23 protein-coding genes are annotated in these 22,504 nt (G+C 45.5%); 17 read left to right on the forward strand and 6 right to left on the reverse strand.

Translation table 11 applies throughout. The features are described 5' to 3' along the window. The first annotated feature begins 18 nt into the window (after window positions 1-18). Window positions 19-1,206, forward strand: coding sequence for an MFS transporter (locus KO531_RS10600; RefSeq protein ID WP_219251149.1), 1,188 nt, complete (start codon window positions 19-21; stop codon window positions 1,204-1,206). Between the two features lie 383 nt (window positions 1,207-1,589). Here KO531_RS10600 and KO531_RS10605 read toward each other — a convergent pair whose 3' ends face one another. Both KO531_RS10605 and pyrC read right to left on the reverse strand, forming a co-directional pair. Beyond that, a complete protein-coding gene (locus KO531_RS10605; protein WP_219251150.1) occupies window positions 1,590-2,636 on the reverse strand; it encodes a hypothetical protein in 1,047 nt (348 codons plus the stop codon). Between the two features lie 131 nt (window positions 2,637-2,767). After that, window positions 2,768-3,799, reverse strand: a complete 1,032-nt coding sequence (gene pyrC / locus KO531_RS10610) for a dihydroorotase (protein WP_219251151.1) — start codon at window positions 3,797-3,799, stop codon at window positions 2,768-2,770. A 355-nt stretch (window positions 3,800-4,154) separates the two neighbouring features. On the opposite strand from pyrC, the gene KO531_RS10615 reads away from it, so the two are divergent. The 10 genes from KO531_RS10615 to KO531_RS10660 all read left to right on the forward strand — a co-directional run bounded on the left by KO531_RS10615 (window position 4,155) and on the right by KO531_RS10660 (window position 14,391). Beyond that, complete coding sequence (locus KO531_RS10615) at window positions 4,155-5,417, forward strand: HlyD family efflux transporter periplasmic adaptor subunit (protein ID WP_219251152.1); 1,263 nt, start codon at window positions 4,155-4,157, stop codon at window positions 5,415-5,417. 109 nt (window positions 5,418-5,526) lie between these two features. Further along, the gene (locus KO531_RS10620; RefSeq protein ID WP_105251637.1) at window positions 5,527-5,790 is read left to right on the forward strand and encodes a hypothetical protein; all 264 of its coding nucleotides are present in this window, start codon (window positions 5,527-5,529) and stop codon (window positions 5,788-5,790) included. A gap of 98 nt (window positions 5,791-5,888) precedes the next feature. Continuing rightward, entirely contained in the window at window positions 5,889-6,638 is a 750-nt protein-coding gene (locus KO531_RS10625) for an ABC transporter ATP-binding protein (RefSeq protein ID WP_028761691.1), read from the forward strand. An 11-nt stretch (window positions 6,639-6,649) separates the two neighbouring features. Then, the gene (locus KO531_RS10630) at window positions 6,650-7,960 is read left to right on the forward strand and encodes an ABC transporter permease (protein WP_198571797.1); all 1,311 of its coding nucleotides are present in this window, start codon (window positions 6,650-6,652) and stop codon (window positions 7,958-7,960) included. Between the two features lie 10 nt (window positions 7,961-7,970). Further along, entirely contained in the window at window positions 7,971-9,170 is a 1,200-nt protein-coding gene (locus tag KO531_RS10635; protein WP_028761693.1) for an FtsX-like permease family protein, read from the forward strand. Window positions 9,171-9,293: 123 nt separating this feature from the next. Then, the gene (locus KO531_RS10640) at window positions 9,294-10,772 is read left to right on the forward strand and encodes a sigma-54 dependent transcriptional regulator (protein WP_219251153.1); all 1,479 of its coding nucleotides are present in this window, start codon (window positions 9,294-9,296) and stop codon (window positions 10,770-10,772) included. Window positions 10,773-10,818: 46 nt separating this feature from the next. Beyond that, the gene (locus KO531_RS10645) at window positions 10,819-12,507 is read left to right on the forward strand and encodes an ATP-binding protein (protein ID WP_219251154.1); all 1,689 of its coding nucleotides are present in this window, start codon (window positions 10,819-10,821) and stop codon (window positions 12,505-12,507) included. A 261-nt stretch (window positions 12,508-12,768) separates the two neighbouring features. Next, entirely contained in the window at window positions 12,769-13,179 is a 411-nt protein-coding gene (locus tag KO531_RS10650) for a curli production assembly/transport protein CsgE (protein WP_219251155.1), read from the forward strand. Window positions 13,180-13,189: 10 nt separating this feature from the next. After that, window positions 13,190-13,585, forward strand: coding sequence for a curli assembly protein CsgF (locus KO531_RS10655; RefSeq protein WP_131523187.1), 396 nt, complete (start codon window positions 13,190-13,192; stop codon window positions 13,583-13,585). Then, on the forward strand, window positions 13,585-14,391 hold the full coding sequence (locus tag KO531_RS10660; RefSeq protein ID WP_105251644.1) for a CsgG/HfaB family protein: 807 nt from the start codon (window positions 13,585-13,587) through the stop codon (window positions 14,389-14,391). The genes KO531_RS10655 and KO531_RS10660 overlap by 1 nt, the downstream gene beginning before the upstream one ends. Before the next feature lie 147 nt (window positions 14,392-14,538). On the opposite strand, the gene KO531_RS10665 is transcribed toward KO531_RS10660, so the two are convergent. Next, window positions 14,539-15,144, reverse strand: a complete 606-nt coding sequence (locus KO531_RS10665; protein ID WP_198571794.1) for a TetR/AcrR family transcriptional regulator — start codon at window positions 15,142-15,144, stop codon at window positions 14,539-14,541. Between the two features lie 17 nt (window positions 15,145-15,161). Beyond that, window positions 15,162-16,586 (reverse strand): coniferyl aldehyde dehydrogenase, encoded by a 1,425-nt coding sequence (locus tag KO531_RS10670; RefSeq protein WP_219251156.1) that lies wholly within the window; start codon window positions 16,584-16,586, stop codon window positions 15,162-15,164. 226 nt (window positions 16,587-16,812) lie between these two features. Here KO531_RS10670 and KO531_RS10675 point away from each other — a divergent pair, with 226 nt between their 5' ends. The 3 genes from KO531_RS10675 (at window position 16,813) to KO531_RS10685 (ending at window position 18,345) form a co-directional block, all read left to right on the forward strand. Beyond that, entirely contained in the window at window positions 16,813-17,196 is a 384-nt protein-coding gene (locus KO531_RS10675; RefSeq protein ID WP_028761699.1) for an STAS/SEC14 domain-containing protein, read from the forward strand. A 108-nt stretch (window positions 17,197-17,304) separates the two neighbouring features. Beyond that, window positions 17,305-17,736: a universal stress protein gene (locus KO531_RS10680; protein WP_028761700.1), complete on the forward strand. Its 432-nt coding sequence runs from the start codon at window positions 17,305-17,307 to the stop codon at window positions 17,734-17,736. Between the two features lie 171 nt (window positions 17,737-17,907). Beyond that, window positions 17,908-18,345: a universal stress protein gene (locus tag KO531_RS10685; protein ID WP_219251157.1), complete on the forward strand. Its 438-nt coding sequence runs from the start codon at window positions 17,908-17,910 to the stop codon at window positions 18,343-18,345. Between the two features lie 15 nt (window positions 18,346-18,360). Here KO531_RS10685 and KO531_RS10690 read toward each other — a convergent pair whose 3' ends face one another. Further along, window positions 18,361-19,218: a transporter substrate-binding domain-containing protein gene (locus tag KO531_RS10690; RefSeq protein ID WP_219251158.1), complete on the reverse strand. Its 858-nt coding sequence runs from the start codon at window positions 19,216-19,218 to the stop codon at window positions 18,361-18,363. 151 nt (window positions 19,219-19,369) lie between these two features. Then, window positions 19,370-19,921: a DUF924 family protein gene (locus KO531_RS10695; protein ID WP_219251159.1), complete on the reverse strand. Its 552-nt coding sequence runs from the start codon at window positions 19,919-19,921 to the stop codon at window positions 19,370-19,372. Between the two features lie 207 nt (window positions 19,922-20,128). Between KO531_RS10695 and KO531_RS10700 the strand changes: the two genes are divergently transcribed. The 3 genes from KO531_RS10700 to KO531_RS10710 all read left to right on the forward strand — a co-directional run bounded on the left by KO531_RS10700 (window position 20,129) and on the right by KO531_RS10710 (window position 22,337). Further along, complete coding sequence (locus tag KO531_RS10700; protein WP_113941178.1) at window positions 20,129-20,455, forward strand: winged helix-turn-helix domain-containing protein; 327 nt, start codon at window positions 20,129-20,131, stop codon at window positions 20,453-20,455. Between the two features lie 25 nt (window positions 20,456-20,480). Continuing rightward, entirely contained in the window at window positions 20,481-20,675 is a 195-nt protein-coding gene (locus KO531_RS22415; protein WP_251068915.1) for a hypothetical protein, read from the forward strand. Between the two features lie 372 nt (window positions 20,676-21,047). Then, window positions 21,048-22,337 (forward strand): NCS2 family permease, encoded by a 1,290-nt coding sequence (locus KO531_RS10710; protein ID WP_131523194.1) that lies wholly within the window; start codon window positions 21,048-21,050, stop codon window positions 22,335-22,337. Window positions 22,338-22,504 lie beyond the last annotated feature (167 nt).

Consider the following 22,504-nt stretch of genomic DNA (forward strand, 5'->3'; position numbering starts at 1 on the left):
GAAATAAGCGAGATTACAATGAACAAGGAAAAAATGCCGTTACAAGTGTGGATACTAACGCTAGCAGCGTTTGCAATTGGCACCGCAGAGTTTGTGATTGCTGGTATCCTGCCACAAATTGCCACGTCTTTGTCTATTAGTGAAGGTCAGGCAGGGTATTTGATCAGCGCCTATGCATTGGCAATTGTGTTTGGTGGTCCCATCCTCACGATTTACTTGGCGCGGTTCAATAAAAAAACCGTACTGACCAGCTTAATGGTGCTGTTTATCTTGGGTAATTTGCTGTCGGCATTTGCCCCCAATTATACCTTGCTGATGATTAGCCGAGTGATTACTGGCTTAGTTCAAGGCCCATTTTATGGCATAGGTGCCGTAGTGGCGACCAGTTTGGTATCTGAAAAAATGGCCGGACGTGCTGTGGGTCAGATGTTTGCGGGTTTAACCTTAGCTAACGTATTGGGTGTACCAGGTGGCACTTGGATTGGCCTGCAATTTGGTTGGCAAACCACCTTTATTACAGTCGCGATATTGGGTGTTATCTCAATCGCCTCTATCTTCAAGTTTATTAATGCGACCGGCCATGGTGAAGCTAAAAATGTTTCGGCTCAGCTGCGAGCGTTTAAAAAACCTATGTTGTTGATTAGTCTTGCTATCACAGTGTTTGCTTGGTCCGGTTTTATGACTGTTTACGGTTATATTGCGCCAATTGCGATGCACATTACGGGTTTTAGTGAACATGCAGTAACGTGGATTTTAGTTATCGTCGGCTTAGGTTTGATATTGGGTAACACTTTAGGTGGGCGTTCATCGGATAAAAACCTGCAGAAATCGTCGATGTTTTGGGCGATAGCTATGATAGTGTCACTGCTACTGGTTGGTTTCGCGCTGGACAGCAAAGTGATGTTTGTTATTGCCGTTTTTGTCTTTGGTATCGCTTCGTTTGCTAATGTTCCTGCGATGCAGTTACGGGTAATGAATCACGGTGGTGAAGGCCAAGAGTTGGCAGCAACCGCTAATATTTCAGCCTTTAACCTAGCTAATGCATTCGGTGGATTCTTAGGGGGTATGGTGCTGGATAGTCAGATGGGCGCAGGCATGATCCCTTATGCAGCAGTGATTGTCCCAGTGCTTGGCTTAGTGTTTATTTCGATGGTAAACAAACGTGAGACACGTGCCGCGAATGCTGTAGCTGTGCCTAATATTTAAATGTGGTAGAAAGTCTGATTACTTCTGATATAGGCTGCCATTTATTTTAGCTAAAATGCTCAATGTAACTCATTGAGCATTTTGTATTTTAGGCTCAAATGTAGCTGACCTTTGTGATTCTGCAAGATTGATTCATCTATCGTCTATCTTGCTTAATTTATATTCGGACTAGACACACTTTTAAATTCCACTTAATAACTGGTCATGTTAAGCATCAGAAATATGCCAACTCCCGGCGAAGCTACTAATCAATACCTGTAACTTCGCTAGGGTGAGTGCTGTGTAGCAACGTTACGAACGAGAGTCAGGGATGGCGAACTGGCAGTTAGGCATCATCGCCATGACAGCTTTCTTTCCCTCTAATATTTTCTCAGTTAAGTACACTATTCCAATAGCTTAAGCTGTATTTTTCCCCATTGGGTGGCATAGGGCATGGCTTCTTGCGGGCTGAGGATAAACTCATTTTCACAGCCATCGCCGCGGGGCGTTTCCCAGAATTTGATCCCCTTTGGCTCAAGGGTGAGCTGGTAATATCCCGAGCCGTCTGATGTGGGGCATTCTGCGTCCGGTGCTTTGCCAGTAAACAATTTGTCTCTTAATGCTGGGGGTAAAGGATGACTCATACCCTCGAGCATGCTTTGTGGTTGAGTATCGGCGAGAAACCATTGCCATGGGTGGAAAGGTTTGCCGTCGTTAAGGGAGAAACTCACAAATTCTTGGCTGATACCATTGGCGCCATAACCTGCCGCCCAGCGATATAGGCGCACACTGAGCCAATGCTGATTAATAAAAATCGGTTCGGCAAAGGTTTCGTCAGTTACAAAACTGCCCATTTGTGCCAGCATTCTGCGGCGAGTGTCAAAGGTTTGTGCTAGTTGGGCTTCATCGGTGAGCTTATGTTCAAGCCATTGATTAATTGTCAATATACCCGTTTGTGGGCCTTTAAATTCGATACCTACATCTGTGCCAAACGTCAGCGGGCGATACTCAATATTTTCGTAGCTTTGCCATTTACCTCGGCTGAGTTTTGGCGTGGTTTCTAGCGGTAGATTGTAAGCATCGGCACCACAATCCTCGACCTTATCTGGGCTGATTTCTCGCTCAAGTTGCACTGGTAACGATTTACTCGCGGTATCTTTAAACCAATGGCCGCTCAGTTTTTGTGGCGTGACACTATCAAACTGCCAATTTCCTGTATTGCCTTCTTCTTTCCACAGTTCATCTTGCTGCTCGAGTCTTATCGGCGTTAAGTAGCGTTGATAGTAATAACTGCCTGTTCCATATTGATTAAAACAAATTCTGACCTTGCTTTTACCTAACTGTCCCTGCCAGATCCCTGTGAGTTCATTGGCCGCAAAGGTCGGCAAAGAGATCGTGGCGGTCAACAACAGGCTTGAAGATAAAACGGAGAATAACATCCTTGTGGGCATACTGATTTTCTCTTAAAAGGTGATAAGTAAGGGCCGTATTCTAAGCGCAGGATACTGACCGATTGTGGATTAAAAATCAAAATCTGATAAAAAAGTCGCCCGTAGGCGACTTGATGTTAAAGACTTAAGGCTTACTCAACTTGCCAATCAATGGCTTCTCCAGCACGAATAGGCACTACGTTAGTATCGCCAAGCGGGTAAGTGGCAGGGACATCCCATGACTTTTTGACCAGCGTGATGGTATCGGTATTACGTGGCAGATGGTAAAAGTCTGGGCCGTTAAAGCTTGCGAACGCTTCGAGTTTATCCAGCGCATTGACCGACTCGAAGGCTTCGGCATACAGCTCTATGGCAGCATGAGCCGTGTAGGAACCCGCGCAGCCACAGGCGGCTTCTTTCTTATCCTTGGCGTGTGGCGCTGAATCTGTACCGAGGAAAAACTTCTTGCTGCCGCTTGCCGCTGCACCTAACAACGCCTGCTGGTGGGTGTTGCGTTTTAAAATCGGCAGGCAGTAAAAATGCGGACGAATACCGCCTGCCAGCATGTGATTGCGGTTATACAGTAAATGGTGGGCTGTGATAGTCGCGGCCACATTGTCTGAGGCTTGAGTGACAAAATCGACGGCATCTTTGGTGGTGATATGCTCAAGCACGATTTTAAGCGCTGGGAAATCGGCGACAATTTTACTGAGGATATTTTCAATAAAGACACGCTCGCGGTCGAAAATATCAATGGCTGAATCTGTGACTTCACCGTGGACTAAAAACAGCATGCCGACTTCTTGCATGGCTTGGAGTACGGGATAGATGTTTTTAACATCGGTTACGCCGGAATCTGAGTTAGTCGTCGCGCCCGCTGGGTAGAGTTTAGCGGCGACAATTTTACCCGAGGCTTTAGCCTTGCGGATTTCATCTGGGCTGGTTTTGTCGGTTAAATACAATACCATCAAAGGTTCGAATTGTGAGCCCGCGGGCACTTGCGCTTTAATGCGATCGTAATAGGCCAGTGCGGTTTCGGTATCGATAGCGGGGGGCACTAAGTTTGGCATGACTATGGCGCGGCCCATATAGCGGCTGATATCGCGCACTGTATCTTTAAGCTGGGCGCCGTCTCTTAAGTGAATATGCCAGTCGTCTGGGCGAGTGATTGTTATTGTAGTCATAGGGTTTGGTCTTTTGATCGTTTTTGCTGCGAGGGTGGCGGGATCTTATGTGGCAAGGATTTTACTGTAAAGGGAAACTCGGCTGTTTTGGTTAATAAATCTAGATTCTAGACCCTAGAATCTAGGAACTGCTTTTTTTCAATCGGACACTTTTCATTTCACTGCTGCGGACACTTTTAAATAAAAGCGCCAGTGTCCGCGGACACTTTTATCTGTGATTTTTTTGTTAAGGTTATGAAAGTAAATAATTTTACTTGTTTGGCATAGGCTTTGCTAACTCTGGGGTAGAGATTTCCAATAGTGTCCGTTGATACGTTCCGGCACTGATGATTCCAACAGGGAAGCGAGTAAAGCCATGATTAAAGATACTAGCGGCCAAGATACAGTACTTGTGCCATCGACCTCTAAACGTCTTAAGTTACCGCTGATCATTGGCGGTTGCGCCTTATTAGTCAGCGCCTTAGTGTGGGCAAGTTTAGGCTCTGATAGTGTTAGCAAATCCCTTAGCCGCAGCGACATCACTACCGCAAAACTCTTTATTGGAACGTTAACCCGCGATGTGGCGACCACAGGTAAAATCGTGGCGGCCAATGCGCCTATTTTGTATAGCACAGAGGAAGGCACAGTGACTCTGCTCAGCAATCCTGGCGATACTGTTAATAAGGGCGATGTGGTCGCCAAACTCGATAGTCCAAGACTCACTAATCAGCTAGCGCAAGCCAAGTCCCTATTAGCGGGTATGGAGAGTGCATTAGAGCGCGCTAAGTTGGATGCAAGACGCGATCAATTACAAGCTTATCAAACCTTAGATATCGCAACGGTCGATCTTGAAGCGGCGGATAGGGAAAGCCGACGCGGAGAGGAACTGATTCAAAGTCAGCTTATTGGCCAAATTGATTATGAAAAGGGCAAAGATGATTTACACAAAGCCAAGCTGAAGTTTAAGCATGCCGAGCAAGAAGTGGCGTTAACGAAAGATACGTTAACCTTTGAAATTAAAAACAAAGCCCTAGAAGTTGAGCGTCAAACTCTCGCGGTGCGTGAATTAGAACGTCAAGTCGATGCCTTGAATATTGTTGCACCTGTTAACGGCATTATCGGTAACTGGATTACCGAGCAGAAAACCCGTCTTAGCGCTAATCAACCGATTTTAACCGTCGTGGATTTAAGCGCCTATGAGGCTGAGTTAGCCGTGCCTGAGTCCTATGCGGATGATCTGGGTTTAGGCATGGAAGTCGAGTTGAGTTTTGGCAGTATTAAGTTAATGGGCAAGTTATCGTCGATTTCCCCTGAAGTGCGTAACCGTGAAGTGACCGCTAGGGTGCAATTTGACCAAAGCGACAGCCTAACACTGCGCCAGAATCAACGCATCTCGGCCCGAGTGTTATTAGAGCACAGACCCAATGTTCTTATGGTAAAACGCGGCGCCTTTATGACCAGCGGTGGAGGTAATGTGGCTTATCAAGTCGAGGGCGATTTAGCCAGCCGTCGTGAGGTTAAGCTCGGCAGTACTAGCCTGAGCCAAGTCGAAGTGCTTGATGGTGGCAAAGCCGGAGATGAGTGGGTTATTTCAAGTGTCGACCCTTTTAATCACGCCGAACAGGTCAGAATTCATTGATGACCGATATTCGTAAATTATTAAACAACCAATCTGATGAATTTAACAGCGCAGTGATCAAGGTGAATGACGAAACCTGCTGCGACATGGATAAGAATAGGAGCCGGATATGCGTGATAAACAATTTGATATCAGCATGTTGATGTCATCCAAAGTGTTTGGAGTACTAGCCTTATTATTACTGGTGGTTGCGGTGGAACTAAGTATCGGTGAGGCCAATAGCTGGTTTTTCCTCGGACTCAATTTGTTGGAATGGAGTAATCCTTTGGATGAGTTTCGCCAAGTGGGTGAGGTTTCAACCGAAACTGCCAACCTTATGCTGGGCGCTTTTATGTGGTTTTTAGAGTGTGTTGTTGAGCCATTCTTTGGCTGATAAAGGTGTGCTGATTACGGTCGTACATGAGTCGATGCCTAAGGTGTAGACGCAGAGTCTAGGCGCAAAATAGATTTGATTATTTAAAGGAAATTAACATGTTATCAATGAAGAATGTGAGCAAGGTTTTTAAAACGGATTTAGTAGAAACCCACGCCCTGCGCGATTTTAACCTCGAGGTGAACGAAGGCGAATTTGTCGCTGTCACAGGTCCTTCTGGCTCGGGTAAAACCACCTTTTTAAATATTGCAGGTTTACTCGAAGGTTTTACCCACGGTGACTATTTTCTCGATGGGATTAACGTGTCTAACTTGAGCGATAACAAGAGCGCCACTATCCGAAATGAGAAAATTGGCTTTATTTTCCAAGGTTTTAACTTAATTCCCGATCTTAACTTAGCTGAGAATATTGAAGTGCCGCTGCGCTATCGTGGTTTTAATGCCAAGGAGCGTCAACGTCGTGTACAAGAGGCATTAGAGCAAGTGGGCTTAGCTTCACGGCTCAAACATTTACCTACTCAGTTGTCGGGTGGACAACAACAAAGGGTGGCGATTGCTCGTGCTTTAGCGGGGGAGCCACGTTTCCTACTCGCCGACGAACCTACGGGAAACCTCGACAGCCTAATGGCACGTCAAGTGATGGAATTACTCGAAAATATCAATCAAGCGGGCACGACCATTATCATGGTGACGCACGATCCTGAACTCGCTCGCCGCGCCCAACGCAACATTCAAATTGTTGATGGTCAAGTGTGTGATTTTACTATGTATCATCAAGGTCATCGACATGTCAGTGACATCACTGCTGCGACTGATATCGACAAACTTGTCGCCAACGCCGACCGTTAAGGATATGCATTATGTTCTTTTATTATGTTGATTTAGCTTGGCGCAGCATTAAGAAAACCCCAGTGCTGTCGCTGTTGATGGTGTTGGCGATTTCGATTGGTATTGGTATCACGATTACTACGTTAAACGTGTACAAGATGATGTCATTTAATCCTGCGGGTGAACGCTCTGATGAGTTAAATGCGGTACAGCTTTGGAGCCAAGGTCCTGATTCTTGGGATGAGTTAAACTCGTTAGTGACTTACCAAGACGCGATGAATCTGCGCAACAATACCTTACCTAAACGCCAAGCTGCGATGTTTCGCACTGGGATGGCAGTGCAAACGGAGGATGCCAATTTTGCGCCTATTTTAGAAAGCATTCGGGTGACGGACAGTGACTTTTTTAAGCTGTTTGACGTGCCATTTTTGTACGGTAATGCGTGGGATAAATCCGTCGACACTGAGCCTGCTTATCAAGTGGTGATTAACGATAAACTCAATCAAAAGTTATTTGCGGGTCAAAACAGTGTTGGCAAAGTTATCTATCTTAATCGTAAACCTTATCAAGTGGTTGGTGTGATTGATGCTTGGGATCCTAAGCCTAAATATTATGATCCCACTAACGGTGCCTTTAACGACACGGAACAAATTTTTGTGCCGTTTTCGCTGACGCCTATCGAAGAGTTTGATATATGGGGTAACACGTCAGGTTGGAAGTTTGAGACGATGAATAGTTACAGTGATCGCCTTAACTCTGAAAAAGTGTGGCTGCTGTATTGGGTTGAGTTACCAAATAAAGACGCAGTAGCCAGTTACCGTTCTTGGCTCAGCAATTATGTGGCGGAGCAAAAAGCCCTAGGCCGTTTTACGGATAATAAATCTGCCGCTGACTCAGTCAAAGTATCCGATGTGGCAACTTGGCTTGAATACAATCATGTGGTGCCCGAAGACAATAAAATCTTGGTTGGCTTGAGTGCGCTGTTTTTAAGTGTTTGTTTAGTCAATATATTAGGTTTAATGCTGACAAAGTTCCTCAAGCGAGCTCCCGAGGTGGGAGTGCGCCGCGCTATTGGTGCTAGCCGTGGTCAAATCTTCGCTCAATATATGGTTGAAGTGGGCATGATTGGCTTATTCGGTGGTTTGCTTGGACTCGCTTGGGCCTACGCTTCGCTTTATGGGTTATCGGCCCAGTTTGAGGTCGCGAAGGGCTTAACCCATTTATCGGCGAGTATGTGGATTATCACCCCAAGTATTGCGGTAGGCACAGCCTTGTTGGCTGGCTTGTATCCCGCATGGGTAGTGTGTCGTACTAAACCTAGCGTTTATCTTAAAAGCCAGTAAGGGACTCATTATGTTGCATATTAAACCTATTCTCAGCAGTTTATTGCGCAGTAAAAGCGGTCCAGTCTTACTGCTTATTCAGATTATCTTGTCTGTGGCGATTGTGGCGAATGCGAGCTTTATTATTCAAGAGCGTTTAGCTCTGATGCAGCGTGATTCGGGGATTAAAGAGTCAGAAGTCTTGACCTTTAGCTTGTTCAACTTTGATCCATTGATTGATAAAACCGCGCAAAACAAAATTGATCAGCAAATTTTGCGGGGGCTACCCAATGTGATTGATGCGACCTCAACCAATATGTTGCCGTTAAGCGGTGGCGGCTGGTCGAGCACGTTAAATCTGGGCCCCGACCCAGATAGCGCTAAATCGACACCGCAATTTGCCATGTATTTAGGGACAGATCACACCATTGAGACCTTAGGCATTAAGCTGATTGAGGGGCGTAACTTTTACCCCCATGAACTTAAGGATAACCTCGATAGCCCAAGCCGATTAGCGATCATCTCCAGTGTGTTAGCCAAAGCCATTTGGCCTGATGAATCCGCACTTGGCAAAGTATTGTACGAGGGCAAGGATGCACAGATCACTGTGATTGGCGTAGTCGAAAAACTGCAAGGCGCGTGGATTGACAGTTCTAGCCTTGAAAACAGCGTGATTCAAAATGTGGATTATGGCAGTAGTTCTTACATGGTACGGGCCAAACCTGAGTTTCACGCCGAGCTTAAAGACGCGATAAAAAAAGCGCTGCTGGCAGAGAATCCAAACCGAGTACTCGATGGATTTAAGTCAATCGAGGCCTTAAAAGATAGTTCATATCGCGATCATAAATTGATGATTACTGTGTTAACTATGATGGTGGTGTTGCTGCTGCTGATCACCTCGCTCGGTTTAACGGGCATGGTGATGTTTAATATCCAGCGCCGCACTAAGCAGATAGGTACCCGCCGTGCATTGGGGGCTAAAAAGCGCGATATTATCAGTTACTTCCTCGTGGAGAACTATTTGATTTGCTTAGCGGGAGGCGTGCTGGGCGGCTTGTTAGCGATACAGTTAGGCCAACAGTTGATGAAAATCTATAGCTTGCCTATGTTGGACTTAAGCTACCCACTAATTACTGTGGCAGGTTTGTTTATTGTCACCACGTTAGCGGTTTACTTACCAGCGCGTAAGGCGGCAAATATTTCGCCAGCAACCGCAACTCGCAGCGTATAGCGGAATATTTGATGTCACTCAAGGTACGATAAAAGCTCGACAAAAGTGCGATAACAATAGGATGTTATTGCACTTTTTGTTACTTTACGGTTAACAGTTTTACTTAGGACAACACTCACACTTATGGATACTATCCTTATCGTCGATGACAATCATGCCATCTGCCAAGCCCTAGGTTTGATGCTAGAACTCAATGATTATCGGGTGCTGATTTGTCACAGCCCAGAGGACGCCCTTGGGTTATTGACGACGCAAGATGTGGATTTAGTGATTCAAGATATGAACTTTACTCGGGATACCACGTCGGGCGAGGAAGGCAAGCAGCTGTTTTACGCCCTGCGTGAATGCCAAGGCGATCTGCCGATTATTTTGATGACGGCATGGACCCAACTCGAAACCGCAGTTGAATTAGTCAAAGCGGGCGCTGCCGATTATATGGGCAAACCTTGGGATGACGCTAAGCTACTCAATAGCATCACTAATCTGATTGCGCTTTATAAACTCTCCCGTGCTAACCACCGCTTGGAGCGGGTGAATCATCAACGCCAAGTGGCGATCGCCGATGCGGATCTCTGCGGTATTGTCTTTGGTAGCGGTGCTATGCAGCGTTGTATTGACTTAGCCTTGCAACTGGCGCGCTCCGATGTGTCGGTCTTGATCACTGGCCCCAATGGCGCTGGTAAAGACAAGCTTGCCGATATTCTCCACGCCAATTCACCCTTAAAAAACAAACCTTTTATTAAGGTCAATGTCGGCGCCTTGCCGATGGATTTATTAGAGGCCGAGCTGTTTGGTGCCGAGGCGGGCGCTTTTACTGGCGCGACTAAAGCGCGTATTGGCCGTTTCGAAGCGGCAGACGGCGGCACGCTGTTTTTAGATGAAATTGGCAATTTACCTTTGTCTGGGCAAGTGAAATTATTGCGGGTGCTACAAACCGGCGAATTTGAACGCTTAGGTAGCCATAAAACCCAGAAAGTAAAAGTGCGGGTGATCAGTGCGACCAATGCGGATCTGGCCCAAGATATCGCTGAAGGGCGATTCCGTGAGGATTTGTTTTACCGCTTAAACGTGATTGAACTGGCATTGCCACCGCTGAATCAACGCACCGATGACATTTTACCTTTAGTGCAGCATTTTATTGGCAGCGATTTTAGCTTGAGTAAACCTGGGTTGCAGGCGTTATTACAGCACCGCTGGCCGGGAAATGTGCGTGAGCTTGAAAACGCCTGTAAGCGGGCCGTATTGTTGGCGCAAAGCCATGTGTTGACTGAAGCTGACTTTGGTTTGGCGACTGTTGCGAGTGTTATAAAATCTGCTTCCAGTGTTTCGGCTGTATCTGAGTCGCGGCTATCTGGCTTGAGACAGTCTGATCCTCTGCCTGTTTATTCGCCCGCTTCCATCCCCGTAAATACCGCGTTTTATCATGAGTCTGTTCGTGCCCAAGTGTCAGATGCCAATGAGTCGATAGATGTGAGCCGAGAAGATATCGAAGCGGCGTTAAAACAGCATCATGGCGTAATTGCTCGGGTGGCAAAAGCGCTTGGACTCAGTCGCCAAGCGCTGTATCGGCGGATGGACAAGTTTGGTTTAGATAAGTCATAGGCTAAGTGCAGATGCTAGGGTAAAGGCTATCGATTAAGGAATCTGAGTGTTAATTCGAACTAAACTTATCATTTTTTCAATGGCTTGCTGCGCCTTTGGCGTCTTGCTGAGTTTTGCTTTGGTGAAGTATATCTCACCCTATGCTTCGTATGTTGCCACGTCTAACACGATTGAAATCCCTGATTTGAATGTGCAACTGGATTTTGCGGAGCTTGAGAAAACGGTCGCCTCCATCGAACTCGCCCTTAACAATAGTGAGCAATTGCAGGAGGCTGCGGCGATGCAAGCGCACCAGAGGGCCGAGCAGATTAAGGCCGAGCTGCAAAAGCTTGAACAACTTAAACAAGAGCAGTTACAAATAAAACTCTTCAAGTTAGAACAACTTAAAGAAGGGCTGTTTAATTCTATTCCTCATGTGGTTGAGCCTTTACGTGTAGAACCGCTATCCATTTTACCGCCCAAAGCACCAGTATCTCCTGCGATATCCGCTGAGATAGCTAAGGGAGAGCGTGTCTCGAGTTTGACCTTAGGTGAAGGTTTGATCGTGTTGTTTCTCGCTTGTGCTGTCTGTGGTTTAGGTATTGCTTGGTTGACTCGACATCTCGGCCGCAGTTTAGATTCCCTTGAAGTAGGCTTGCTAAATTTTAGTGATAATGACTTTAGTGTGAGTATTCCTGAACATGGCGAAGGTCAGCTCAAAACCTTAGCGCAGTTATTTAACCATAGCGCTGCTAAATTACGCCAAGAAAGGCAGTACATTTACCAGCGGGAGTTATTACTGGATAAGGTGATTCAAAGTTCTCCCAATGTGATGTTGTTACTGGACGATCATCAGCGGCTCATTTATGCCAACGATGCGGCGCGTCACCTATTTCATAAAAAGGGCAGAATGGAAGGCTTGAGCCTAGATGAATTGCTGGTGGATTTGCCCGAAGTATTGGCCTTGGCGCTTAAACATGAAAAGAACGGACTCTTCGCCATGGGTGAAGATGATGTGGAAACTTGGTATTTAAGTCGTGGTCATTTTTTATTGAATAACCAACAGCATAACTTAATTTTGCTCAAGCAGATGACCCGCGAGCTCAATCGTCAAGAGGTGGCAGTATGGAAAAAAGTCATCCGCATTATTAGCCATGAACTCAATAACTCAGTCGCGCCCATCGCCTCTATGGTGAACTCCGGCCGACTGCTCACCAAAGATATCGATAATCCGAAGTTAACTTTGATTTTCGATACTATCGAGAATCGCACCAGTCATCTAAGCCAGTTTATCTTCAACTATGCCCGTTTTGCTAAGTTGCCGCTCCCGCAACGGCGTCAGGTGAATTGGACGCAATTTACTGCCCAGTTAACTCAGCATTATCCCTTTAAACTTACTTATGAGTTACCTGAGGTTGATGGTTTTTTCGATCAAGGACAGATGGAGCAAGTGCTCCTCAATTTACTTAAAAACGCCCATGAATCTGGCTCAAACCCCGAGGATGTCACTCTATCGATTCGGTATCAAACCTTAGTGGATGGTGGAGGTTTTAGTATTGTGATTGAGGATCGCGGCGCAGGTATGTCTGGTGAAGTATTAGAACAGGCGCTACTGCCGTTTTACTCAACAAAACAATCGGGTACAGGCTTAGGTTTACCTTTGTGCCGTGAAATTATCGAAGCTCACGATGGCAGTATTAGCATGCATAATCGCAGTGACGGTGGCCTGTTAGTTCGACTATGGTTGCCACAATAATGCTCGCATTTTTATTGCTTATCTTATCCGCTTGTTTAATGCATAACTCCTATCCTCAACAGCCTCTTGGCGTATTAGCCAAATGGGCTATTTTTGCCTTTTTACCTTAGCTCTTCGGGCTAATTTGCCCCCTAGCGTAATGACGGGAGATCTTTAACCCTGTTAACCTGTTTTATCGAAAATTTGCGTTAAAACTCACCTTGTTCTAACAGAGGTTAGCGCGGTTTTTAAGGTTCGATTAAAAAGGTTAAGGAGGGATAAGTGAAACAGTTAAAACAGCGTCTGTTTACTTACGTTTTATGTCCATTCCTGCTGCTGGCTTCCCCTATCACTATTGCCGATAACGACATTGAAATTAGTGGCTTAGTAATAGATAGAACCTTGACTCGGTTTGGTAAGGACTTTGGCTTTTACTACTCAAGCTATTGGCGCGAACTGCCCTTTACCCAAGGTTTTAACGTCACTCTATATGAGACAGTGTTTCCACAGGCTGGAACCGTTTTAACCTTAGAGGTAAACGGGACTCGAATTTACACCACCCATTTTGGTCGTCGTGCAAATCCGATTAAAGAGAGCGCAGAGCAGGCGATTTTGCTTACGATTGATTATTTAGCGCAAGTCAGAGCCAATGCAATAACAGGTGATTTTTCAGGAACATCGGACGACTTTTAGGATAATAATAATGACATACAGGACGTTACTTGCTCTTGTCACGCTATGTGTGGCAAGCAGTGGCCAAGCCACTGAATTGATTTATACGCCAGTGAATCCCAGTTTTGGCGGCAATCCACAAAATGGGGCTTTCTTATTAAATAAAGCCCAAGCCCAGAATGACAATAAATCTACCTCGACCGAGAAGGACTTTGTCACCCGTTTTAAAGAATCCCTAGAGCGTAATATCATTAACTCAATCACCCGCGGTGTTGCTGATGGTGAAATTACCGATGGTGTTTACGATACAGGTGATTTTCGGATTGAAGTGGCTTCTACGGGAAATGGCGTGATGCTAACTATTACTAATACTGCAACCGGTGAAGTCACTGTGATTGAAATGCCGACATTCGGAGGAGTCAACTAATGGCCCGTTTAGTGTTAGTGAGTTTATTACTGCTAAGTGTGTCGGCCTGTAGCCTGATCTCCAAACCCGATTTAAATATCACGGCTGCCGAGGTTAACCCCTTGAGTGAGGTGATGCGTGGGCTGCAAACTCAACCAGGACCTAAGTTTCCTATCCCTGTGGCCGTGTATTCCTTTCGCGATCAAACTGGCCAATATAAGCCGCAGGCTAACGTGAGTTCGTTTTCGACCGCGGTAACTCAGGGCGCAACATCGATGTTGATGCAGACTTTGCTCGACTCTAAATGGTTTACACCCGTTGAGCGTGAAGGGCTACAAAATTTGCTTACCGAGCGTAAGATCAGCAACAAGCAGAGCGGTACTAAGGGCGATGAAGTGCCCGTATTATCCACCGCCAGATTGTTACTCGAAGGTGGGGTGATTAGTTATGAGACCAACACTAGCACAGGCGGTAGCGGTGTCGAATACTACGGCATTGGCGCCTCTGAAATGTACCGTGAAGATCTGGTGACCATTTATCTACGCGCCGTGGATGTACACACAGGTAAGGTCATGATGTCGGTCTCAACCAGCAAACGTGTTTTATCCCAAGAAATGCGTGCGGGCTTGTTCCGTTACACGAGTTTAAATCGACTCGCTGAGGCTGAAGTCGGTTTTACTACCAATGAGCCAGTGCAATTTTGCGTATTACAAGCCATTGAATTGGCGGTCGCTGAGCTGATTGATAAGGGTATCAAACAAGGTTACTGGAGCCCAACTCAAGTGGCGCAGCCAGCAGAAAAAGCCCAGGAGTTGAGTCAGGGCTAGGTGCCTGAAAGCCGGTATTAGATGCTAGAGCAAAGCAGACTTCTGCTTTAGCACTTAGTCGCGATAGCGAAAAAGAAAACTGAGCCAGTTAAGCTGACTCGGTTTTTTATTGCAGTTATTGCAGCAGTCAGTTGATATTTGGCTATTTTAGTCCGCTTGCATGGCCTTCCAAAACAGTTCAAAACTGGCATCGCGGTATGTTCTATCTGTCCCCAAGTGCGGATTATCGATAAAGAATCGGGTTGCTGCTAGATATTGGCCGTGGCAGTTTTCTAGCATCAATTCCACTGGATAATGGGCGATTAGCCCCATCATTTGTCCCTGCTTAATGAGTTCGCTAATAAAGCCTAAGATGCTATTCATCGCTTGATCGCGCACCTTAGCTGCAATCATGGGTGACATTGAATATTGCTGAAAAAACAGTTGTTTGACAGGGTTATCCAGCGACCAATCTATCGCACTTTGCCATAGTTGTAGGGCATTGTGCTTAAGATCGCTGCCCTTATGGGTGTTTAACAGTAAGGCATCGGCAAATTCTTGTTTTATGGTAAGAAACAAAGATTCCATCAAGGCTTCCTTAGAAGGGAAGTGATGGAACAAGGTGCCCGTTGCTACACCTGCTTGTTTCGCAATCGAGGCGGTAGACGTGCCATGAAATCCTTGGCTGACAAAGAGCGCTAAAGCAGTATCGAGAATAGCTTGGCGTTTATCAGTCATGGTTTTAATGGGTTGTGTTGTTGATGGTTTATTCAAGATTTATCCCCCAATGACTAGCGCAAAAATAGCTTCATTAAGATGCGCTGGATAAAAGTGCCGTAGGGCGGGTGAACAAATTTGCCTGTGTTGAATCGGCCACGGCTGAGTACCGTTTTAGCGTGGCTGAAGGTCAAAAAGCCTTCCTTGCCATGGTAATGCCCCATGCCCGACGGGCCTATTCCGCCAAAGGGCGCATCGTCGGCGGCGACATGAAACACAGTTTCATTGATACAAACACCGCCAGAATGGGTCTGCTGGAGGATCTTTTGCTGAGTTGGCTCATCGAAACTCATCACATAAAGCGCTAAGGGTCTGGCTCTGTGGTTGATGTACTGAATCGCTTCATCTAAGGTGTCGTAGCTAATAATCGGTAACAATGGGCCAAAAATTTCCTCTTGCATCAATAGCATGTCTTCACTGGTGTGAGTTATCAACTGAGTTGCGAGTTTACGATGTTGGCTATCTATGGCTTCGTCAGTTGCTGAAATAACACGGGCACCTTTTGCTTTAGCGTCTTCGAGCACTGTCATCAAGCGGTCAAACTGACGTGTATTAATGATGCTGCCATAGTCCTTATTGTGGTTAATGGTGCCGTACATGGCCTTAAACTTAGCTTGGTAGGCGGCGATAAAGTCATCCACCTTGGCTTTAGGGCAAAGCACATAATCAGGGGCGACGCAGATTTGTCCGGCATTCAAACACTTACCGTAAATCATTCGTTCTACTGCTATCTCAAGCTGCATATCGGGGGCGATAATCACAGGGGATTTTCCGCCTAATTCGAGTGTTACTGGGGTGAGGTTATTCGCTGCGGCGCGCATCACATGGCGGCCGACTGTGGTCGAGCCTGTAAAGAGTAAATGATCGAAGGGCAGGGCAGAAAATTGGGCAGCAATGTCCGCCTCACCTTCAACAACCGCCACGTGGGATTCCTCGAAGACGTGTGTCAATAACTGTTTGATCACTTGGTTGGTCGCTGGGGTAAATTCAGACATTTTGAGCATGGCATGATTACCGGCGGCAATGGCAGTTACTAGCGGTCCTATCGACAGCATGACGGGGAAATTCCACGGCACGATAATGCCGATCACCCCCAAAGGTTGATAATGCACTGTGACTTTGGCGGGTGCGAGTAAGATGCCCGCATGGCGAGCGCTGGGCTTGAGCCATTTTTTGAGGTTTTTCAAGTTGTAATTGATGTTGTTGATGACAGGCATAATGTCTGAGATCCGGCTGTCATCAATCGATCTATGGCCGTAGTCTTGACTTAGGGCTTCGACTAAGGGTGTTTGAAATTGCAGTATGGCCGCCTTAAGTCGAGTTAATTGCTCCACTCGCGTAGCGTAATTAGGATTCGGCGCCGCTAAATAACTGCTGCGTTGGCGTTGGAGCAACTGAGTCAGTGGCGAAGTATTAAGGTGTTCGGTGGCCATATTCATAGTGGTTGCTCCAAGGGAAATGGTAGGCTGAGTCTTATTCGGTACTTTATTTAAGTAATCGTCTCGATTGAGTCTTTTATTAAATCAGTACCGACTGATTAGTCGGTTTATCCTAGCTTGCTTAGTGAGATGGTGCAAGGTATCTGGTGTATTTTTGAGCAAGATCACGGCTTGTTGTGGCGTTAGCTTTTACACTAAATCAAGGGTTGTTACATAAGGAGTATGTATGGCATTGTTAAAGCACGGAATTTCGATTGGTATTGAGCGTTATGGTGATGATGATTTTTTCGTTACCTTTAAAGCTATCGGTACCTTAACTCATCAAGACTACGAAATGATGGTGCCTGTGTTGGAGTCTGCATTAGCTGGGGTGAAAGATCCTGATATATTCGCCTTGGTAGATGTCACCGAGTTGGAAGGCTTGGAACTACAGGCTGCTTGGGACGATCTCAAACTTGGGGTGAAGCATATTCGTCATTTCGAGAAAATAGCCATCGTCGGTAAGACGACTTTGCAGGAAGTATTGGCTAAATTGGCAAACTGGTTTACGCCTGCTGAGGTAAGGTTTTTTGTTGATAATGGCGATGCTGTTGCTTGGCTAAGAGACTAAGGTTGTGAGATGAAGTTTGTGGTCTGCCAATGCGCTAAATCGGGCGTTATAGCAGCACCGTAAAGATTCACCCAGCAATCCATTCGCGCCATAGAAGGAGTACAAATTATGCGTACAGGTCAAATACTCTGGCCCACAGATTTTTCGGAAACTGCGGCCCATGCACTGAGTTATGCCATTGAAATGGCTAATCTATACCATGTAGGGCTAAAAATCTTACATGTGGTTGAACAGCCGATCGGTGATGAAAACTTTATGATTTTATCTATTACCCCTGAAGAGCTTGCTAAAAGCATGGAGGAAGCGGCGGCAACTAAAATGCGAGCACTATTGGATGGATTGAATACTGAGCTTCCTATCACTACCTTGATCCGCCGTGGCGATCCTGTCTATCAAATTTTAGAAGAGGCCAACAGTAAAGACATTGGCATGGTAGTAATTGCTAGCCATGGCCGAACTGGGATTTCGCATTTTTTACACACCAATGTCTCAGAAGCGGTGGCGAATGGTGCAGCTTGTCCTGTGCTTGTGGTTAAGTAACTGGCTTTGACTCTATAAATCCAAAGGGCGCTTATAGCGTCCTTTCTTTTTGATTGATAAAGAATAATTAATTGAAATGGGTACGCAAGAAGCATAGCAAACTGCTATAAAATAGTGGTATTTTGGCCTTAATAATTAGCTTAATTAAAAACTCAAATGATGGATAAGCTTATGCGTACTCAAGAAGTGTTATGCCCTACGGATTTTTCATCCACTGCGGCCCATGCGTTAAAATATGCGGTTGAAATGGCAAATGTTTATCACGTCGATATTCGGTTGTTGCATGTGACTAGCCCTGCCCGTGGCGCCCATTGTTATGGTATTGCGGTCGATATTCCCGCTACATTGGAAAATGAACTCAAAGCTTTCGTTGATGCAAAAATGCAAAGTTTGCAGCAGGAAATGCAGCAGAACCTTACCGAAGGGCTCAATATTAAGTTAGTCGTGCGCCATGGTGATGCTATTGATGAGATTTTAGCGGAAGCCGTTGATGTAGGCATGGTGGTTATCGCTAGTCATGGGAGCAGCGGTTTAGCTGACTTTTTAAAACCTCACGTTACACAGGATATTGTTAAGTACGCTAAGTGCCCTGTGTTGGTGGTGAAATAACACTATGGGATAAGTTTAGTAGGAATCATTTTTGATCATTTTAGGTTCTGTTAACTTAGTCGACGCCTCGGCTTCATTGTCAAATGACATCAGGCGTCGATACTTTTCCTGCAGAGCCACTAAGCTACCATCTTGGGTAATTTGTTTGAGTCCCGCATTAAAATCATCCCGAATTTGTTCACTAAGAAACGCGAACTTGTATTCTGTAGGTGGGAATATTTGGTGGCAAATCGCCTGTTGTTTTAAGTCTTTCTCAGTGAATTTGCCCTCAAGATAGGCCTGCTTTAAGTAGTATTTGAAAATATTTTTATCCATCACAACGACATCGGCTCTGCGCTTCATCAGCATATAAACCTGCTGCATTTGCCTCGCTTGTTCTTGGTAGCCGCTATTGATCTTAACCATGTTGGCAAACTCTTCCCCCAGTAACGATGATGCACGTTGAAAGGCGACGACTTGTTTGTTGTTTAAGTCTTCTATGCTATTGATGTTAAATTGATTACTCTCGAGGCTAATGGCGCAGTTTTGGTAGGTTATCGCAACGTTGGAATAAAAAACGTTGTTAATCATTCCTTCTTTGATGTTGATGATGCCATCGAGTTTACCCTCCCTGAGTTCATGGAAAGTGCGCGCCAGTGGTAAGTAGTGGATAGAAGCTGTATGGCCTTTAACGGCGAGGGCTTGGTTAAGTAATTCGAGTTCGATCCCGCTATTGGTTGCTTGGATGACATAGGGCGGGATAGACAGGCTGACGCCTATCTTAATTTCAGCCGCTTGGCTGAGCTGAGCGCCGCATAAGATGAGTAACCCCATCAATTTATAGCGGTTACGATTAGCCACTGAGCTATTTGGCTTATTTAGTTTATGCGCCATAAGTTACCAACACCTCCGCGGTATACACTTGCAACTGTGTTTGATACTCGCCAAGTCATTCCATGACTTTCTTGAGTAAGTGTAGTGTGTCTGTGAACTCAGCACGGCTTTATTTATCAAATACACATTAACGCTTTAACCTATGACAAGCTCAAAAGGATGAGCCCGGCTCAGTCAGAAAAGCAATTTCTTCCGCTGTAGACTCCCTGCCTAAGATAATATTTCTATGTGGATAGCGGCCAAACCTGTCGATAATCGCTTTATGGCGCAGTTCAAACGTTAGGTTTGTTATCGCAGCTTCGCGATTAAACAGTTTTACTGCTACTTGGTGAATGGCTGCCGATTCGCTGTGCATATAGGGCATAAATAGAAAAGGGACTTGTTTGGATTTTAGTGCGGTATCGACCCGTTGGGCAACGGCCTCTTGGGCGAGCACTAAGGCTATCGCATCGGCTTCGAATGCGGTAGGCGTATCGCGGTAAATATTACGGGAGAATTGATCGAGCACTATGATCTCAGCTAATCGACCTTTAGGCGTGATTCGCCAATGTGAAAGCTCTCCCCGTTTAGCTTGAAGTAGTACACCTTCGAAGCGCTGTTTGATCTGGGTATCAAATTCAACATCTTTAATCCACCAGAGCTTTGGGTCAATGTCTTCAAACCAAAATGTCAGTATTTGGTCTGCTGTGATTGTCTGGCTCATTTTAGCCTTTCTTCATAGGTGTTGAGTGATATTAGAAATAACAGTTGTTGGGGGAGGATGACAAGTCGTTTCGTTTGATTTAAGTGCAGATTTGTTATCTGATGATCTTGTCGCGAACCGTAAGTATTTAGCATTGGCTATTGCCTTATTGACTGAATATAAAGTAGTTTTGATGATAATTACTTTTGTTTCCAGACAGGTCATCCTATGTCACTTTCAATGCCAGCATCCCAACAGGTTTCAAAGCAAAATAAGGCGTTTCTGCGTAAGTTATATTTGGCGCATTTAATGGATGATGACCGCCATAATCTATTATCACTCAATAAGTTAACCGGAATGCCTCGCCGAACTTTACAGGACGCTATCGCAGCTTTTGAGGATATAGGTATTCGAGTCGAGTTTGTGCAGGAAGGCAGCCGTAACAATTCAGGTTATTACCGCATAGTCACCTGGGGGCCGATCAGCAGCGCTTGGGTCGATACCCATCTAAGCGAAATCGCTGAGCTGATAGGATTTTACGATAAGTCAATTTAAACGCTGTTTGTTACCAAGGATGAATTTGAGAACTCTTCAACTGTTAGGTTTTATTCTTGCCATCGCAGGCGTCATTTTAGGATATATAACGCTAGCATCTATTGACGGTCAAACATCTGAAGCTTCTGCTGGGGCTGCGGGTTTAGGCATGATTTTTATGGTATTACCAGCCTTTGGCTGTTCTGCGTTAATGTTGGTACCTTATACAAATCAGAAGTAAGGCTACGTACCTAGTTTAAAGGGAGTTTTTGGTTGAGTCTGTGGAAATTGAATTTAGTTATTTCTGCTGTATATATCCTTGTTACTCTTTATGTGGGCTGTTTATGGCTACAAATCAGCATTGGTCGCTAACGAGTGAATCATCTTGTTCATAATATGTTCATTTTTTATGCTTAACCTTCAACGCGAGTCTCACCCGAGGATATTGCATTCGTTTGCATAGATATTTGAGCATTTTCTCTTCGTTACTCCTTTACCAATTTTCTGGCCTGACCAGCCTAAACTCCCTATAATTGGCGGCAAATGTCATCACGTTACATAGTGTTCACATCTAAATACCCTACATACTTAAAATAAAAAGGAACCTTGTTCCATGTTAGAAAAACTGTTCAAACTGAAACAAAATCAAACGAGCCTCAAGCAGGAAGCGGTCGCAGGTTTGACAACATTTATGACGATGGCCTACATCATTTTTGTGAACCCAATGATGTTAGCCGATGCGGGCATGGACCATGGGGCTGTATTTGTGGCGACCTGTTTGGCTGCGGCTGTCGGCTGTTTGGTTATGGGGCTGATGGCGAATTATCCAATTGCGCTTGCTCCAGGTATGGGACTTAATGCCTTTTTTACCTACACAGTCGTGGGTGAAATGGGTTACAGCTGGGAGACTGCGTTAGGCGCAGTGTTCCTGTCGGGAATTTGCTTTTTAATCTTGTCCTTAGTGCGTATTCGAGAATGGATTGTAAATAGTATTCCCATGTCGTTACGTATCGGTATTGCTGCAGGTATTGGTTTGTTTCTTGCCCTGATTGGCCTTAAGAGCGCCGGTATTGTGGTGGCAAGTCCTGCTACGCTAGTGACGCTGGGCGATATCACGGCATTTCCGGCGGTTATGGCTGTGCTGGGCTTTTTCCTCATTATTGCTATGGTGCAGCGGGGAATGAAGTCGGCGGTGATTGCCAGCATTCTGATTATCACTGGCCTAGGACTAGTGTTTGGTGATGTGCAGTATCAGGGCATTGTATCAATGCCACCTTCAATCGCACCTACATTTATGAAGATGGATTTATCCCAAGTATTTGAAGTAACTATGCTATCAGTCGTTTTTGCCTTCTTATTTGTGGATCTCTTCGATACCTCTGGCACCTTAGTGGCGGTTGCACAGCGCGGTGGTTTTCTCGATGATAAAGGCCGTTTACCACGTCTGAATCGTGCCTTAACCGCTGACAGTTTAGCAACGATTGCGGGGGCGGCTTTTGGCACTTCCACCACGACAAGTTATATCGAAAGTACTGCGGGTGTGAGCGCAGGTGGCCGTACTGGTTTAACGGCCGTTGTGGTGGGATTACTCTTCATTGCTGCGTTATTTTTATCGCCATTGGCGGGGATGATCCCGGCTTATGCGACTGCGGGCACACTGTTTTATGTAGCGATTTTGATGATGTCGGGACTGGTGCATGTCGAATGGGAAGATTTGACTGAAGCCGCGCCTGTGGTGGTTGTGTGTATATTAATGCCGCTAACGTTTTCTATCGCGACGGGCATTGCCTTTGGGATCATCTCATATGCAGCAATCAAATTACTCACAGGTCGCTTTAGCGATCTTAATGTGGGCATTTTAGTATTAGCCGCATTGTTTGTTGCTAAGTTTGTCTATGGTTGATGCTGTCGATTAATTCACCTGCACAGTAAAAACTCGCAGCGTAGATTGTTTACATTTTTTGAGGGCCATCTAATCGATGGCCCTTTTTAATGCGCGATTCTAAGCAAAAACGAAAATTTATCTCGAGTTAATAACTCCTTGCTACCAATTACTCAGCGGATTAGGTA

Origin of the sequence: Shewanella sp. NKUCC06_TVS (assembly GCF_019345515.1) — a bacterium.
Taxonomy (GTDB): domain Bacteria; phylum Pseudomonadota; class Gammaproteobacteria; order Enterobacterales; family Shewanellaceae; genus Shewanella; species Shewanella oncorhynchi.

Bases quoted from the DNA above. Each gene is read 5' to 3' on its own strand.
- KO531_RS10640 (WP_219251153.1), top strand. From the start codon at position 9,294: ATGGATACTATCCTTATCGTCGATGACAATCATGCCATCTGCCAAGCC.
- KO531_RS10695 (WP_219251159.1), bottom strand. From the start codon at position 19,921: ATGAGCCAGACAATCACAGCAGACCAAATACTGACATTTTGGTTTGAA.
- KO531_RS10710 (WP_131523194.1), top strand. From the start codon at position 21,048: ATGTTAGAAAAACTGTTCAAACTGAAACAAAATCAAACGAGCCTCAAG.
- KO531_RS10660 (WP_105251644.1), top strand. From the start codon at position 13,585: ATGGCCCGTTTAGTGTTAGTGAGTTTATTACTGCTAAGTGTGTCGGCC.
- KO531_RS10630 (WP_198571797.1), top strand. From the start codon at position 6,650: ATGTTCTTTTATTATGTTGATTTAGCTTGGCGCAGCATTAAGAAAACC.
- KO531_RS10625 (WP_028761691.1), top strand. From the start codon at position 5,889: ATGTTATCAATGAAGAATGTGAGCAAGGTTTTTAAAACGGATTTAGTA.
- KO531_RS10620 (WP_105251637.1), top strand. From the start codon at position 5,527: ATGCGTGATAAACAATTTGATATCAGCATGTTGATGTCATCCAAAGTG.
- KO531_RS10675 (WP_028761699.1), top strand. From the start codon at position 16,813: ATGGCATTGTTAAAGCACGGAATTTCGATTGGTATTGAGCGTTATGGT.
- KO531_RS10680 (WP_028761700.1), top strand. From the start codon at position 17,305: ATGCGTACAGGTCAAATACTCTGGCCCACAGATTTTTCGGAAACTGCG.
- KO531_RS10635 (WP_028761693.1), top strand. From the start codon at position 7,971: ATGTTGCATATTAAACCTATTCTCAGCAGTTTATTGCGCAGTAAAAGC.
- KO531_RS10685 (WP_219251157.1), top strand. From the start codon at position 17,908: ATGCGTACTCAAGAAGTGTTATGCCCTACGGATTTTTCATCCACTGCG.
- KO531_RS10605 (WP_219251150.1), bottom strand. From the start codon at position 2,636: ATGCCCACAAGGATGTTATTCTCCGTTTTATCTTCAAGCCTGTTGTTG.
- pyrC (WP_219251151.1), bottom strand. From the start codon at position 3,799: ATGACTACAATAACAATCACTCGCCCAGACGACTGGCATATTCACTTA.
- KO531_RS10655 (WP_131523187.1), top strand. From the start codon at position 13,190: ATGACATACAGGACGTTACTTGCTCTTGTCACGCTATGTGTGGCAAGC.
- KO531_RS10670 (WP_219251156.1), bottom strand. From the start codon at position 16,586: ATGAATATGGCCACCGAACACCTTAATACTTCGCCACTGACTCAGTTG.
- KO531_RS10700 (WP_113941178.1), top strand. From the start codon at position 20,129: ATGTCACTTTCAATGCCAGCATCCCAACAGGTTTCAAAGCAAAATAAG.
- KO531_RS10615 (WP_219251152.1), top strand. From the start codon at position 4,155: ATGATTAAAGATACTAGCGGCCAAGATACAGTACTTGTGCCATCGACC.
- KO531_RS10690 (WP_219251158.1), bottom strand. From the start codon at position 19,218: ATGGCGCATAAACTAAATAAGCCAAATAGCTCAGTGGCTAATCGTAAC.
- KO531_RS10600 (WP_219251149.1), top strand. From the start codon at position 19: ATGAACAAGGAAAAAATGCCGTTACAAGTGTGGATACTAACGCTAGCA.